Here is a 14,065-nt window from a genome sequence, read left to right as displayed (position 1 = left end):
CGTCAGGGTAGTCGTCCTGGTCAGTCGTCCCGCTGCATGGTCGCCCAGAGTCCCGCGGCGTGCAGGCGCTGAACGTCGTGTTCCATCTTGTCCCGCGACCCCGAGGAGACCACCGCTTTGCCCTCGTTGTGCACGCAGAGCATCAGCTCGGTCGCCTTCGCTTTGCTGTAGCCGAACAGCTTCTGGAATATGTAGGCGACGTAGTGCATGAGGTTGACCGGGTCGTCCCAGACGACGGTGACCCACGGGCGATCCTCCGCCTCCAAGATCTCGGTGTACTCGACCGCCTCGGGGGTCGCCTGTGCCGCTGACAGGGTCGCGTCCACGGCGTCCGCCACGGCGCCGCCTCCGACTATGTTGCACAAGGCCATAACGTCAAGGGTACGACTCGACTCCGAGTGAGCAACACCCCGCCGATGCGGGTTTCGAGCATTTCACAGCTTGTCGGGCGGCTGTCCGCCTATGATTGACGGCCGCGCGTGAGCGCTCACCGCGGCCCGCGCAAGCGCTCTGAACGGTTCGGGCGGGTCGACGCTCGATACAGTTGGCGGCGTGGACATCCGCGACGGCATCAGCAGCACCGCACTCCTGACCGACCAGTACGAACTGACCATGCTGGCCGCCGCGCTGGCCGACGATTCCGCGCATCGCCGGTGCACCTTCGAGGTGTTCGCCCGCCGCCTGCCGCACGGCCGCCGCTACGGCGTCGTCGCGGGCACCGGCCGGCTCCTCGACGCCCTCGAGCGCTTCCGGTTCGGCGAGACCGAACTCGCCGTGATCGCACCCTTCCTGCCCGCCGAGACGGTGGACTGGCTGCGCGACTACCGCTTCACCGGCGACATCGACGGCTACGCCGAGGGCGAGCTGTATTTCCCTGGCTCCCCGATCCTTTCGGTGCGCGGCACCTTCGCCGAGTGCGTCGTGCTGGAGACGCTCGCGCTCTCGATCCTCAACCACGACAGCGCGATCGCCTCGGCCGCCGCCCGGATGGTCAGCGCGGCGGGCGGACGCCGAATGATCGAGATGGGCTCGAGGCGCACCCACGAACGGGCCGCGCCGGACAGCTCGCGCGCCGCCTACCTCGCCGGTTTCGACGCCACCTCCAATCTGGAGGCGGTGCGCCGCTACGGCGTGCCCGGCGCGGGGACCAGCGCGCACGCGTTCACCCTGCTGCACGCGGGGTCGGGCGGCGACGACGGCGCGCACGAGGCGGACGCGTTCCGCAGCCAGGTCGCCGCGCTCGGCATCGGCACCACCCTGCTGGTCGACACCTACGACATCACCCGCGGCGTGGCCACCGCGATCGAGGTGGCCGGGCCCGAACTCGGCGGGGTGCGCATCGACTCCGGCGATCTGGGCGTGCTGGCCAGGCAGGTGCGCGATCAGCTCGACGGGCTCGGCGCGACCAAGACCCGCATCGTGGTCTCCGGCGATCTGGACGAGTACGCCATCGCCGCGCTGCGGGCGGAGCCGGTCGACGTGTACGGCGTCGGCACCTCCCTGGTGACCGGCTCCGGCGCGCCGACCGCGGGCATGGTCTACAAGCTGGTCGAGGTGGAGGGCGTGCCGGTCGCCAAGCGCAGCAGCCACAAGGAGTCGCGCGGCGGCACCAAGAAGGCGATCCGGCTGTCGCGGCCGACGGGCACGATCGTCGAGGAGATCGTCTATCCGGCCGCCGGACCGACGCCGGAGGCGAACGGGTTCGAGGCGCGGGAACTGCTCGTCCCGCTGGTGCGCGAGGGCAAGGTCGTCGAGGACCTGCCGACGCTGTCGGACAGTCGCGACCATGTGGCGCACGGGCTGATCAGCCTGCCGTGGGAAGGGCTGAAGCTATCGGCGGGCGAGCCCGCCGTGCCGACGACGTTCATGAGCTGAGCCGCGCCGCCCGGCCCGCGGCGCGGCACAATGCAGTACGGATACTGGAGTTCACACCGCAGGAGGTCACCATGGCCCGAGCCCTGATCATCGTCGACGTGCAGAACGATTTCTGTGAGGGCGGGTCGCTCGCCGTCGCGGGTGGCGCCGCGGTCGCGGCGCGGATCAGCGAGCACCTCGCGGCCGCGGACTACGACGCGATCGTCGCGACCCGCGATTACCACATCGACCCGGGCGCGCACTTCTCCACACAGCCCGACTACGTCGACTCCTGGCCGCCGCACTGCCGCGCCGGAACCCCGGGCGCGGAGTTCCACCCGAACCTGGACACCGCTCCCGTCCAGGAGACCTTCTCCAAGGGCGCGTACTCCGCGGCCTACTCCGGTTTCGAGGGCACCGCGCAGGACGGCACCGCGCTCGCCGAGTGGCTGCGCGCTCGCGGCGTCGACGCGGTCGACGTCGTCGGCATCGCCACCGACCACTGCGTCCGCGCGACCGCGCTGGACGCCAGGATCGAGGGCTTGGACACCCGCGTCCTGCTCGACCTGACCGCCGGCGTCGCCCGCGACACCACCGACGCCGCGCTGAATCGCATGCGCGCCGCGGGCGTCGACCTCGAAGGAAGCGTCCGCGCCTGATCGATCGTCGCGACGCCCGCGTGCCGTGTCGGTCTCGGGCAGTAGGCTGCACGCCGTGCCCGAACTCCCCGCCGTCCCCGAACTTTTGGCCACCGCCGTGCAGGCGCTCGGCGGAAAAGAGCGCGTCGGGCAGGTGACGATGGCGACCGCGGTCGACCACGCGATCGACACCAAGGAGCACCTGGCGGTGCAGGCCGGCACCGGCACCGGCAAGTCGCTGGCGTACCTGGTGCCCAGCCTGCGCCACGCCGTGCGGACCGGGCGCACGGTGGTCGTGTCGACCGCGACGATCGCGCTGCAACGTCAGCTCGTCGACCGCGACCTGCCGCGCCTGTCCGAGGCGTTGAGCAAGCCGCTCGGTCGTGCGGCCAAGTTCGCGATTCTCAAGGGGCGCAACAACTATCTGTGCCTGAACAAGATCAATAGCGCGATCCCCGACGAGCCCGCCGAGGCCGAGCTGTTCGACGCGTTCGCCATCTCCCGCCTGGGCCGCGAGGTGCAGCGGCTCAACGAGTGGGCCTCCGACACCGAGACCGGCGACCGGGACGAGATCGTGCCCGGCGTGAGCGACCGCGCCTGGAAACAGGTCAGCGTGTCCTCGCGGGAGTGCCTCGGCAAGTCGCGCTGCCCGTTCGGGCAGGACTGCTTCGCCGAGCGCGCGCGGGCCGAGTCCGCACAGGCCGACGTGGTGGTGACCAACCACGCGCTGCTGGCGATCGACGCGATCAGCGGCATCCAGGTGCTGCCCGAGCACGACGTGGTCGTCATCGATGAGGCGCACGAGCTGGTCGACCGGGTCACCGGCGTCGCGACGGCCGACCTGGCCGCCACCGCGATCACCGCGGCCGCGCGCCGCTGCACCAAGCTCATCGACGAGAAAGAGGTCGACCGCCTCGAGGGCGCCGCCGAGGCCTGGCACGACGTGCTCGAGGAGCTGCCCGCCGCCCGCTGGGAGCGGCTGCCCGAGGGCGTCGCCCCGGTGCTCGCGCTCATCCGCGACGCCGCGTGGAACGCCCGCACCGCGCTCGCGCCGCAGGGCGGCACCACCCAGCAGGGCGACGTCGAGACCGCCGCCGCGCGCACCCAGGCGCTGGCCGCGATCGACGAGATCCACGACAGCGCGGTGCGCGCGCTCACCGCGTTCGACGAGCCGGACCCGGCGAAGCGACACGACGTCATCTGGCTGTCCGCCGACGAGATCCGCGGCGTCGCCCGGCGCACGCTGCGGATGGCTCCGCTGTCGGTGGGCGGGCTGTTGCGCAGCAGGCTGTTCGGCACCGCCACCGTGGTGCTCACCTCGGCGACCTTGCAGATCGGCGGCTCGTTCGACGGGCTCGCGATCACCTGGGGGTTGCCGGCCCAGTCGTCCAGCCAGGTCGATCCCGGCATGGCCAACGGCGCGCAGGTCCCGGCCGACGACGACAAGGTGCGCTGGAGTTCGCTCGATGTCGGGTCGCCGTTCGACCACGCGAAGTCGGGCATTCTCTATGTCGCCAAACATCTCCCCCCGCCCGGCCGCGACGGCCTCGCCCCCGCCTACCTGGACGAGATCGAGCGGCTCATCAACGCCGCGGGCGGGCGCACGCTCGGCTTGTTCTCCTCGATGCGCGCGGCCAAGGCGGCGACCGAGGCATTGCGCGAGCGACTGGACACGCCCGTGCTGTGCCAGGGCGACGACGCGACCGGCGCCCTGGTCCGCAAGTTCGCCGACGACCCGGCGACCTCCTTGTTCGGCACGCTCTCGCTGTGGCAGGGCGTCGACGTGCCCGGCCCGTCGCTGAGCCTGGTGATCCTGGATCGAATCCCCTTCCCCCGCCCCGACGATCCGCTGCTCACCGCGCGCCAGCGCGCGGTCGAGTCGCGCGGCGGCAACGGCTTCATGGCGATCGCGGCGAACCACGCGGCGCTGCTGCTCGCCCAGGGCACCGGCCGGTTGCTGCGCAGCGTCGACGACCGCGGCGTGGTCGCGATCCTCGACTCCCGCTTGGCCACCGCGCGCTACGGCGGCTACCTGCGCGCCTCGCTCCCGCCGTACTGGGAGACCGCCGACCCGGAGGTCGTCGTGAAAGCATTGCGACGACTCACCGAAAACGCGGTGTGAAACAGCGCACATTAGCGCGCACTTGTTTCCGAACAGAAGTAAATTTGAGGGTGGTACTTCGGTGGAACCCCAATTCCCACACCGAATGTATCGGCGGTCCCCGCGCCAAGCCCTGCACGCGGCGCGGGGACACCACAAACCCTCCGCGCGCCGGGCGTGCCCGTGAGACCGTTTCCGGATGACGCACCCTTCCGACAATGATGTCCTCGGCGAATTTCTGGTCAGCGCAAGATCATTGGCCGAGTATCGCGCGATTTTCACTCTCTCCGACGCCGATCTGCACGGCCGAATTCTCGACTGCCCCGGCGGCGCAGCCAGTTTCACGGCCGAGGCGAACGCCCTCGGCGCCGACGTCACCGCCGCGGACCCGGTTTACGCCCGACCCCCCGACAACCTGCGCGACCTCGCCATCGCCGAGACCGATCGCGGAAGCCACTGGGCCACAGCGCATTCCGCGAGATACCGGTGGGACTGGTACGGCAGCCCGCAGCGGCACCGCGAGATACGCCACGCCGCCGCCCGCCGCTTCGGCGCCGATCTGAGCGCCCACCCCGGCCGGTACGTCGCCGCCGCGCTCCCCTCGCTGCCGTTCCCCGACGACAGCTTCGACCTGGCCCTGAGCTCACACCTGCTCTTCACCTACGCCGATCGCCTGGACGCCGACTTCCACCTCGCCGCCCTGTTGGAACTCGCTCGAGTCTGCGCGGGCGAGATCCGCGCGTACCCCCTGGTAGACCACCTCGGCAATCAGCACGACGATTTGGTGGCGAGCCTCCGAAAGGAACTGGAGGACAAGGGTATTCGAACAGAGCTGCGCGAGACCGGCTACGAGTTCCATCACGGAGCGAACACGGTGCTCGTGCTCCGCCCCTGATCACCAGCTGTGCGCGACCGCCCGGTAGGTGGTCTCGACGAGAGCGTGCAGCTGATGCTGAATCTCCTCGACCGGGCCCGGGGTGAGCGTGAACTCGTCGTCGCCGTGATTGTGCAGCAGATAGCGGCCGTCGGCCGGTAGGTAGTCCATCCAGTGGAAGCCACGGCCGTCGGTCGTCGGCCTGCTGTCGATCGCGCCGCCCGCGAACACGCCCACCTCGCCGAGCCCCGAGCGCGGGCGACGGACGATGCGATTCAGTTGCTCGGTATGCGAAAGGCGCGTCGGGTGCCTGGCGTATTCGACCCGGTGCACATCCGAGCGGCGGCCGCTGATCGTCGGATATTTGCCGCCGACGCATTTCGGCAGCTGCGCGACGATCTGTTTCGGCAGGGCCTGCGGCGAACAGCGGGTGAGCAGGATATCGCTGCCATATTCCTGTGTCGGGCCGGGCAATTGGACGGCGACGGTGGCCGCGCGCGCCGTCATGCCCGCGTGCACCCGCACCACCTGGTGGAAATCGCGCCCGTAAAATCCGTGCACCTCGACGCGAACCTTTGGTTCCAGCAACACATTCAAGGCATCGAACAAATCCGGAGTCGCGAAACCCGACAGCTGCCGCGCGGCGTTCGCGCGCAACCGTTGATAGTCCTCGTAGGCTTCGACGCCCTCGATCGTGTAGCGCAACGGGTAGGGCAGGCGGTCACGGCCGAGCGCCTCCAGCGCCAGCTCGAACATCAAACCGTCCAGGCGCCAGCGGGATTCGTTCATCCGCCGATGACCCCGCCCGGCGGCAGCGCGGGCGGCTGCGTGCCCAGCAGTTCCGAACCACGGTCGTAGATCAGATAATCCGGCGTCTTGTGCTCACCGTCCTCGTCCCCCTTGCCCCGCGCCCCGCCCGCACCCATGCCCGGTGCGCCGGCCATACCCGGCTTGCCGGAAGTGGTGTTGCGCGCCGAGGTCGCGGCCGCGACGGTGGGGGTTGCCGCACCTTTGCCAGGGATGCTCTTGCCGGGGGACGGGGTGGAGTTCGGGGTGCTCGGTGTGCGTGACGGGGTTCCGGGGAACGTTGTGGTCGGTGTGTTCGACGGGTTAGGTGTGTTCGACGGGGTGGAAGGGTTTGACGGTGTCCGAGATTTTGTCGGGTCGTCGGTGGTGGAGGTGTTCGCCGGGGTGGTGGAGGCCGGGGTGGTCGAAGAGGGCTTCTTGTCCGTGGAGTTCGGATCGGTGCTCGCGGGCTGCGTGGATTGCGGGGTGGTGCCGTCCGGGTTGTTGGAATCGTTTGGGGACTTCTGGTCCGAGGTGTTCGGCGAGTTCGTCGGGTTGTTCGTGTTCGGGGTGCCGGGTTGGCTCGGGCCGGGGCCGGTGCCCGGGTCGACGGGGTTGTTCTTGTCCACGGTGCTGGTCGGTTCGGGGAGGATGGGAGTGATCTTGTCGACCTCGTTCACGCCCGGGCGGTAGTACTGCGTCATGACATACCGCGCCTCGCTCTCCGCCTCCTGCGCACGATGCGTGGGGCCCTTGATGACGTTCTGCAACGGCAAGGAATCGATGATCCGATCGCCGAACGTGTAGTTATCCGGTTTTCCCACACTGGCTTTCGCCTGCGCGAGGTGCCCCTGCGTCAGATCGAGGCCGTGTCCGACCATCTGGAAAGTGGCGGCCAGCTTAGAGAACGATGTCGAGAATTCGCGCGTCGCGTCGATCGCGCCCTTGCCGGACTTACCGTTCCAATGCTCCGAAATATCTTTCTCGACACCGCTTTTGAACTCGTCGACCGCGTTGCGGGCGTCGGCTGACAGGTTGCGCCACCCGTCGGCCTTCGCGTTGATCTCGCCCTCCTGCACCCCTTCGAGAGCGCTGTAGATGGCCTGGTGCGACATGGTCTCGAAGGGATCCTGTGCCTTGATGGCCGGCGCGTCGAACGTCCCGCTGCCGTACTCCGACACCAGGTTCGACCACTCGTTGTTGACGAAGCCGCGGTCCTGATCCCACCTCGTCTTCTCATCAGCGGCCCGCTGTTGATCGTCCTGCTTGTTCTTGTCGGCTTCTCGCGAGGAGCCGGTGAGATTTCCCGCGCCGATCGCGACGAGCCAGTCATTGAACGAAGCCATCACGCATCACCCATCCCCAGGCCGGCGAGCTTGTCCGCGGCGGACTGATCGGACTCCGATATCTTGCGGATGGCGAGTTCGTAGGTTTCCTTCATGAGGGTGGCAATGTCGATGCTCTGCTTGAGGCGCTTCACAGCCGAGTCATTACCGTTGTTGGCCTTGAGCGCGAACTTCTGCCGCAGATCTTCCGCGGATGCCAGTGTGCCAAAACCGGAGAGATGCTCCAGTTCGACAGCCTTATTCATCAACCCGTTGAGCTTGGTGCGCATCCGCTCGGCATGTGCCGCCAACTGCTGACCGATGTCCGTGTCCAGGCGCAGTTCGCCCCCCTCGGCCTGCGTTTTCAATGTCTGCCAGCGCGTCAGCATTCCCTGCATCTCGGTGTCCGACATCGTCCCTCCTCTAACTCTGGTCCCCTGCGCGCCACCACCGTCTGTGCCGTTCGGGTCGTCGCCAACAGCCCATCGCCGACGGTGCCTACTTGGGCAAATAGGGCTCGAGTTCCTGAGCATGCCTGACAGCCAAATCGCACGGAGGCGACTGCGGCATGGACGCCCGCTCGCTGTATTGCCACCCGACGGTCACCTCGAACATGCCCTTCGACCACGGCAGGTTCGCATAACAACGGAGCTTGTCTTCGTCAGACTTGTCCTGGTAGACCAACCCGGCACGGGAACCGATCCGCACATCGCGGAAGCCGGTCAGTTTGTCGTTCTTGCGCGCATCGTCCTGCGAATAGATCGTGGACGAGACGCTGACGTAGTACGGGCCCTCGGTCGAGGTCCACTGGCACACTCGGGCGCTAACGGGGCCGGTTGGCGCGTCCGTGGTCACGTCCTTCGAAGCAGGGTCAACTTTGGTAGCGCGCAATGCCTCGTCGGACAGTTCCTTACACGGGTTGTACTGCACCGTCTTCTCGCCACTCGTCGGCTTCCCACTGACCTCCGTCGTAGGCGTCCCATCCTTCGTCGGCGAGCACCCCGCGACCACCCCGACCACCACCACCCCGGCCAGCACCGTCCGTACTACGAACTTCGGCGACACAACGGCGGTTCGCATATCTCTCCTGACTTCGGCCCGGACACCCCGACACAGGATAAGACGCACACGCTGTCCCCCTGGTTCCATTCCAAACTAGAGCAGTCCAGTTGGAACATTCCAGCCCACCCGCCGTTCGCCGCGCGCTCCCGGCACGCGGCGAACGGCGGTCCGGCGGTTCAATCACGCACAGCTACGGCGTCCACCTCGAACAACATCCCCGGCAAGGCGAGTGCGGCGACACCGACCAGCGTCTGCACCGGCGGACGCTCACCCCAGATCTCCGCGATCTTCTTCCCGATCACCGCGAGCTTGTCGAGATCGTGCCCGACGACGAAGGTCCGCAACTGCGCGACCTCCGCGAACCCCAAACCCACTGAGCCCAAAGCGATCCCGAGATTGGCGAAGGCATTGTCGACCTGAACGGCGAAGTCGTCACTGGTCGTATGCCCCTCCCCATCCGAGTCGTACTGCCCCGCAACAAGAACCAACTCACCACTGACCCGAGCCACATGGCTGTACCCGAACCCCGTCGGATCGTGCAGCCCCACCGGATTACTGATCTCGATACCCACCGTCATCTCCTCCTCGTCTCACACACCACAACAAGAAGAAGACGACGCAACGTCCCCGACTGTGACAGCAACGCGGGCCCCGCCTCCGAAGGGAGACGAGGCCCGCGCGACAGATCAGGTCACGAAGGACCCGAACGGGTCACCGCACTACGGTCGTGTAGATCAGAGAACCCACTTGAAGATGAGCGTGATCACGGCGGCGATCACGCCGAGCGCGACGGCGGCCGCGCCGACCGCGAAACCCTGCCGGTGCCAAGGCCGCCCGTTGTCCAGCGAGAACCGGCCGGCACCGGTGAAGGCGAAGCCCGCGCCCACGACGGCGAAGAGCAAACCGATCTCCCAGCCACCTTGGCCGAACAGCCCCGGCCCCCACGACGCGTTGATCGCGTTGATCATCGTGCCCACCACGATGGCGCCCGCGAGCGGCGTGAGGAGCCCGAGCGCCAAGAGCAGGCCGCCTGCGAGCTCACTGAGCCCGGCCAGGGTGCCGAAGAACCTGCCTGGGTTGTAACCCATGCCGTCGAACATGCCCGCGGTGGCGTCCATTCCGTAGCCCCAGAACCAGCCGAAGAGTTTCTGGGTACCGTGCGCGGCGAGTAGTGCGCCGAAGACGACGCGGATGATCAGTAGTCCGATATCGGCGGAGACGCCGTCGAGTTGTGTGTTGGTGGTAGCTCGGTCGAGTACGGATTTCGTGGTCATGCTGGTCCTCGTCCCTGCAAGTCGGATACACAGCTGTCAAAGTGCTTCGACGTTGAAGCGGACTGCGGTCCGATAATGGCATGGGACATGACAACTTTCCAGACCCCGGTCCTAATGTGAGCTACGTTTCAGGCCGGGGCTCGGTTCACTCCGCGAGGAAGAAGAAGTAACCGAGGAAGATGACCAGCAGCGCCCACATCGCCGGGTGCACCTCTTTGATCCGGCCCTTGGCGACCATCACGATCGGGTAGAAGAGCATGCCCATGGCCAGACCGTTCGCGATGGAGTAGGTCAGCGGCATCATCACGACGGTGATGAACGCGGGTATCGAGTATTCGAGGCGATTCCAGTCGATCTCGCCGAGCGCGCGCGCCATCAGCACACCGACCACGATCAACGCGGGCGCGGTCACCTCCCCGGACCCCGCGACGACGGCGAAGATCGGGTAGCAGAACATGGCGATCAGGAACCAGCCCGCGGTGGTGACGGCGGTCAGTCCGGTGCGCCCGCCCGCGGAGACGCCCGCGGTGGATTCGACGTAGGCGGTGGTGGTGGAGGTGCCGATGACGGCGCCGGCCATGGTGCCGACCGAGTCGGCGGCGAGCGCGCTCGCGGCGCGCGGCAGTTTGCCGTCCTTGTCGAGCAGGCCCGCCTGGTTGGCGACGCCGATGAGGGTGCCGGAGGCGTCGAAGAAGTCGACGAACAGCATCGTCAGGACGACAACGGCCATCTGGCCGGTAAAGGCGTCGGGCAGGTGGATGACGGCCTGTCCGAAGGTGTGCTCCAACCCTTTCGGCGCAGCGACGACTCCGTTGGGCAGGTCGACGAGCCCGCTGACGATACCGACGGCGGCGGTGAGCACGATCCCGTACAGCACGGCCCCGTGCCAGCCGACGACGAGGAAGACCACGGTCACGACGAGCCCGAACAGCGCGAGCAGGGTGGTGCCCTTGGTGAAGTCGCCGAGCGTGACGAGCGTGGCGTCGCTGTTCACCACGATGCCGGCGTTCTTCAAGCCGAGGAACGCGACGAACAATCCGATGCCCGCGCCGACGGCGAGCTTCATCTGCATCGGGATGGCGTTCAGGATGCGCTCGCGCACCTTGGTGACGGCCAGGACGAAGAAGATGATTCCGGACAGCAGCGTGCCGGACAGCGCGACCTGCCATGGAATGCCCATGCCGAGCACCACCGAGTAGGCGAAGAACGCGTTGAGACCCATGCCGGGCGCGAGCGCGATCGGGTACTTCGCCCACAGCCCCATGACGAGGGTGCCGAACACCGCGGCGACGGCGGTCGCGGTGAACACGGCCTGCATGGGAATGCCCTTGGCGCCCAACGCGCCCTCGTCGCCGAGCACCGACGGGTTCACGGCGAGCACATAGGACATGGCCAGGAACGTCACCGTGCCCGCCATCAGTTCGCGTTTCATGGTCGAACCAGTCGCGCTGATGCCGAAGAACGCGTCGATGCGACCTCGGGGCTCGGTCGGTACGGCGGTGGCCATGGGCGGTCTCCAGTCGGGGAGTGGTACGGGCGTGCCCAGGCACGTTAGCCGACGATTCACCCAATCGGGGAATTCGCCCTGCCGACGACCCGCCCGGACCGTCCTCGGGCGAAAGGGCTGGTGCGGCGGCTGCGAGGCTCGAGCTTCGGACGCGGACTCGAGCGTGCGGCGGACTCGAGCACAGACGCCGGCGTGGGCACAGGCTCGAGCGCTGGGCGCGGACTCAGGCGTTGGGCGCGGCCACCAACCCGAGCTCGGCATCGCACGCGAGCAACTCGTTGTGCGGCAGCACCCGCACCGTGTACCCGACCGCGCCGGACAGCGGGACGGGCGTGTCCACACTGAAAAGCTCTACGCCGGAGTCGGATCCGGTGTGGTTCATGGCGACGGTGGTGACGTCGGAGAGGTCGTCGGCGGTCGACACCCTGCCGAGGACCGCCTGCACGACGACGTCGGAGACCCGCAACCCGCCGAGGTCGATGCGCGCGGTCAGCGACAGGCTCGCCCCGATGATCGGCGTGTCGGGCAGGCCCGCGCTGTCCACCTGGATCACCTTCACCGACGGCCACGCCGCCTCGACGCGGCGCCGGTAGTCGGCGACGGCGCGGGCGACGGCGAACTCGTCGGCGGTCGCCCGCTGGTAGGCGTCGGCGGCGGGTGCGTAGTAGTCGACGGCGTAGTCGCGCACCATGCGGGAGGCGAGCACCTTCGGGCCGAGGGTTTGTAGCGTGTGCCGGACCATCTCGACCCAGCGCACCGGCAGCCCGGCGGCGTCGCGATCGTAGAAGCGGGGCGCGACCGTACGCTCGAACAGGTCGTAGAGGGCGGCGGCCTCCAAATCGTCGCGGCGGTGTTCGTCGCGGACGCCGTCGGCGCTCGGAATGGCCCAGCCGTTCTCGCCGTCGAACATCTCGTCCCACCAGCCGTCCCGGATGGACAGATTGAGGCCGCCGTTGAGCGCGGACTTCATGCCCGAGGTACCGCAAGCCTCGAGCGGGCGCAGCGGATTGTTGAGCCAGACGTCGCAGCCCCAGTACAGGTAGCGGGCCATCGACATGTCGTAGTCGGGCAGGAAGACGATGCGGTGACGCACCTCGGGATCGTCGGCGAAGCGGACCACCTGCTGGATGAGGGCCTTGCCGCCGTCGTCGGCGGGGTGGCTCTTGCCGGCGACCACCAGCTGCATCGGCCGCTCGGGGTCGAGCAGCCGCGCGCGCAGGCGTTGCGGGTCGCGCAGCATCAGCGTCAGCCGCTTGTAGGTGGGGACGCGGCGGGCGAAGCCGACGGTCAGCACGTCCGGGTCGAAAACGCTGTCGACCCAACCGAGTTCGGCCTCCGCCGCGCCGCGGTCGAGCCAGGACGCGCGCACCCGGCGGCGCACCTCGCCGACCAGGATGGCGCGCAACGCGTTTCGCGTCGACCACAGCTCGCCGAGGTCGACGTCGCGCAGCCGTTCCCAGCCGCGTGCCTCCTCTACGAGCTCGGCGCCGATGTGCTTGCGCGCCTTGTCGAACCACTCGCGGGCGGCCCAGGTCGGCGCGTGCACGCCGTTGGTGACCGAGCCGATCGGCACCTCGGCCGCGTCGAAGCCGGGCCACAGCGGGGCGAACATCTCCCGGCTGACCTCGCCGTGCAGTCGCGATACGCCGTTGGCGCGCTGGGCGAGTCGCAGACCCATGTGCGCCATGTTGAAGACCGAAGGATCGGCCTCGCGCCCGAGCCCGACGATCCGGTCCACGGAAAGCGCAGGGAGCATGGCGGATTCGGATTCGCCGTGCGCGCCGCCGAAGTAGCGGCGCACCATCGGCATCGGGAACCGGTCGATGCCCGCGGGGACCGGGGTGTGCGTGGTGAACACCGTGCCCGCCCGCACCGCGGCCAGCGCGGTGTCGAAATCCTGTCCCGCCGAGACGAATTCGCGAATGCGCTCGACGCCGAGGAACCCGGCGTGGCCCTCGTTCATGTGGAACACGTCGGGGTCGGGCAGGCCGGTCGCGTTCGTGTACGCGCGCACCGCGCGCACGCCGCCGATGCCGGCCAGGATCTCCTGCCTGATCCGATGCTCCTGATCGCCGCCGTACAGACGGTCGGTCACCGCGCGCAGCTCCGGATCGTTCTCCGCGATATCGGAGTCGAGCAGCAGCAGCGGCACCCGCCCGACCTGCGCGATCCACACGCGGGCCCGCAGCACCCGCTGGTCCGGCATGGCCACGTGGATGAGCACCGGCGCGCTCTCCGACCCGCCGTTGTCGGAGGTGAGCAGTCGCAGCGGCAGGCCCTGCGGATCCAGGTCCGGGTAGTGCTCGGTCTGCCAGCCGTCCGCCGAGAGCGTCTGCCGGAAATAGCCTGAGCGATAGAGCAATCCGACGCCGATCAGCGGCAGGCCCAGATCGGAGGCGGCCTTCAGATGGTCGCCCGCCAGGATCCCGAGCCCGCCCGAGTAGTTCGGCAGCACCTCGGTGACGCCGAACTCCATCGAGAAGTAGGCGATCCCGCGAACGCCCTCCTCGCCCGCGCGCCGCTCGAACCAGCTCGGCGCCGCCAGATAGTCGCGCAGATCCGCCGCCGCGGCGTCCACCCGCCGCACGTACTCCGGGTCCGCCGCCAGCTCGTCCACCCGCGCGGCCGGCACCTCCCCCAGCAT

13 protein-coding genes are annotated in these 14,065 nt (G+C 68.4%); 4 read left to right on the top strand and 9 right to left on the bottom strand.

Annotated features, from left to right (window positions below):
• Nucleotides 1-20: 20 nt before the first annotated feature.
• Nucleotides 21-371 (bottom strand): ATP-dependent Clp protease adapter ClpS, encoded by a 351-nt coding sequence (gene clpS, locus ON39_RS06965; RefSeq protein ID WP_051186370.1) that lies wholly within the window; start codon nucleotides 369-371, stop codon nucleotides 21-23.
• Between the two features lie 181 nt (nucleotides 372-552).
• Here clpS and ON39_RS06960 point away from each other — a divergent pair, with 181 nt between their 5' ends.
• The 4 genes from ON39_RS06960 (at nucleotide 553) to ON39_RS06945 (ending at nucleotide 5,488) form a co-directional block, all read left to right on the top strand.
• Nucleotides 553-1,875, top strand: coding sequence for a nicotinate phosphoribosyltransferase (locus tag ON39_RS06960; RefSeq protein ID WP_040732398.1), 1,323 nt, complete (start codon nucleotides 553-555; stop codon nucleotides 1,873-1,875).
• Nucleotides 1,876-1,946: 71 nt separating this feature from the next.
• On the top strand, nucleotides 1,947-2,513 hold the full coding sequence (pncA, locus tag ON39_RS06955) for a pyrazinamidase PncA (RefSeq protein WP_040732397.1): 567 nt from the start codon (nucleotides 1,947-1,949) through the stop codon (nucleotides 2,511-2,513).
• A 55-nt stretch (nucleotides 2,514-2,568) separates the two neighbouring features.
• Nucleotides 2,569-4,614 carry an ATP-dependent DNA helicase gene (locus ON39_RS06950; RefSeq protein WP_040732421.1) on the top strand — a complete coding sequence of 682 codons (2,046 nt, stop codon included), beginning with the start codon at nucleotides 2,569-2,571 and terminating at the stop codon, nucleotides 4,612-4,614.
• A 178-nt stretch (nucleotides 4,615-4,792) separates the two neighbouring features.
• Nucleotides 4,793-5,488 carry a methyltransferase domain-containing protein gene (locus ON39_RS06945; RefSeq protein ID WP_040732396.1) on the top strand — a complete coding sequence of 232 codons (696 nt, stop codon included), beginning with the start codon at nucleotides 4,793-4,795 and terminating at the stop codon, nucleotides 5,486-5,488.
• Here the strand turns inward: ON39_RS06945 and ON39_RS06940 are convergent, their stop codons facing one another.
• From ON39_RS06940 to glgP, 8 genes are all read right to left on the bottom strand, one after another.
• Nucleotides 5,489-6,256: an ESX secretion-associated protein EspG gene (locus ON39_RS06940; protein WP_040732395.1), complete on the bottom strand. Its 768-nt coding sequence runs from the start codon at nucleotides 6,254-6,256 to the stop codon at nucleotides 5,489-5,491. It lies immediately after the preceding gene.
• Nucleotides 6,253-7,434: a hypothetical protein gene (locus tag ON39_RS06935; protein ID WP_246003014.1), complete on the bottom strand. Its 1,182-nt coding sequence runs from the start codon at nucleotides 7,432-7,434 to the stop codon at nucleotides 6,253-6,255. The genes ON39_RS06940 and ON39_RS06935 overlap by 4 nt, the downstream gene beginning before the upstream one ends.
• Nucleotides 7,435-7,598: 164 nt before the next feature.
• On the bottom strand, nucleotides 7,599-7,991 hold the full coding sequence (locus ON39_RS06930) for a hypothetical protein (RefSeq protein WP_040732393.1): 393 nt from the start codon (nucleotides 7,989-7,991) through the stop codon (nucleotides 7,599-7,601).
• A gap of 85 nt (nucleotides 7,992-8,076) precedes the next feature.
• Nucleotides 8,077-8,658 (bottom strand): DUF3558 domain-containing protein, encoded by a 582-nt coding sequence (locus tag ON39_RS06925; RefSeq protein ID WP_040732392.1) that lies wholly within the window; start codon nucleotides 8,656-8,658, stop codon nucleotides 8,077-8,079.
• Nucleotides 8,659-8,816: 158 nt separating this feature from the next.
• Entirely contained in the window at nucleotides 8,817-9,218 is a 402-nt protein-coding gene (locus ON39_RS06920) for a RidA family protein (RefSeq protein WP_040732391.1), read from the bottom strand.
• 156 nt (nucleotides 9,219-9,374) lie between these two features.
• Entirely contained in the window at nucleotides 9,375-9,914 is a 540-nt protein-coding gene (locus tag ON39_RS06915; RefSeq protein ID WP_040732390.1) for a DoxX family protein, read from the bottom strand.
• Nucleotides 9,915-10,059: 145 nt separating this feature from the next.
• Complete coding sequence (locus ON39_RS06910) at nucleotides 10,060-11,421, bottom strand: NCS2 family permease (protein ID WP_040732389.1); 1,362 nt, start codon at nucleotides 11,419-11,421, stop codon at nucleotides 10,060-10,062.
• A 223-nt stretch (nucleotides 11,422-11,644) separates the two neighbouring features.
• A partial coding sequence (gene glgP / locus ON39_RS06905; RefSeq protein ID WP_040732388.1) for an alpha-glucan family phosphorylase occupies nucleotides 11,645-14,065 on the bottom strand: 2,421 nt, incomplete at its 5' end.

This window comes from Nocardia tenerifensis NBRC 101015 (genome assembly GCF_000308715.1).
Lineage (GTDB): Bacteria > Actinomycetota > Actinomycetes > Mycobacteriales > Mycobacteriaceae > Nocardia > Nocardia tenerifensis.
Note: the sequence above shows the minus strand (reverse complement) of the source record. Positions and strands in the feature narration are given on the sequence as shown.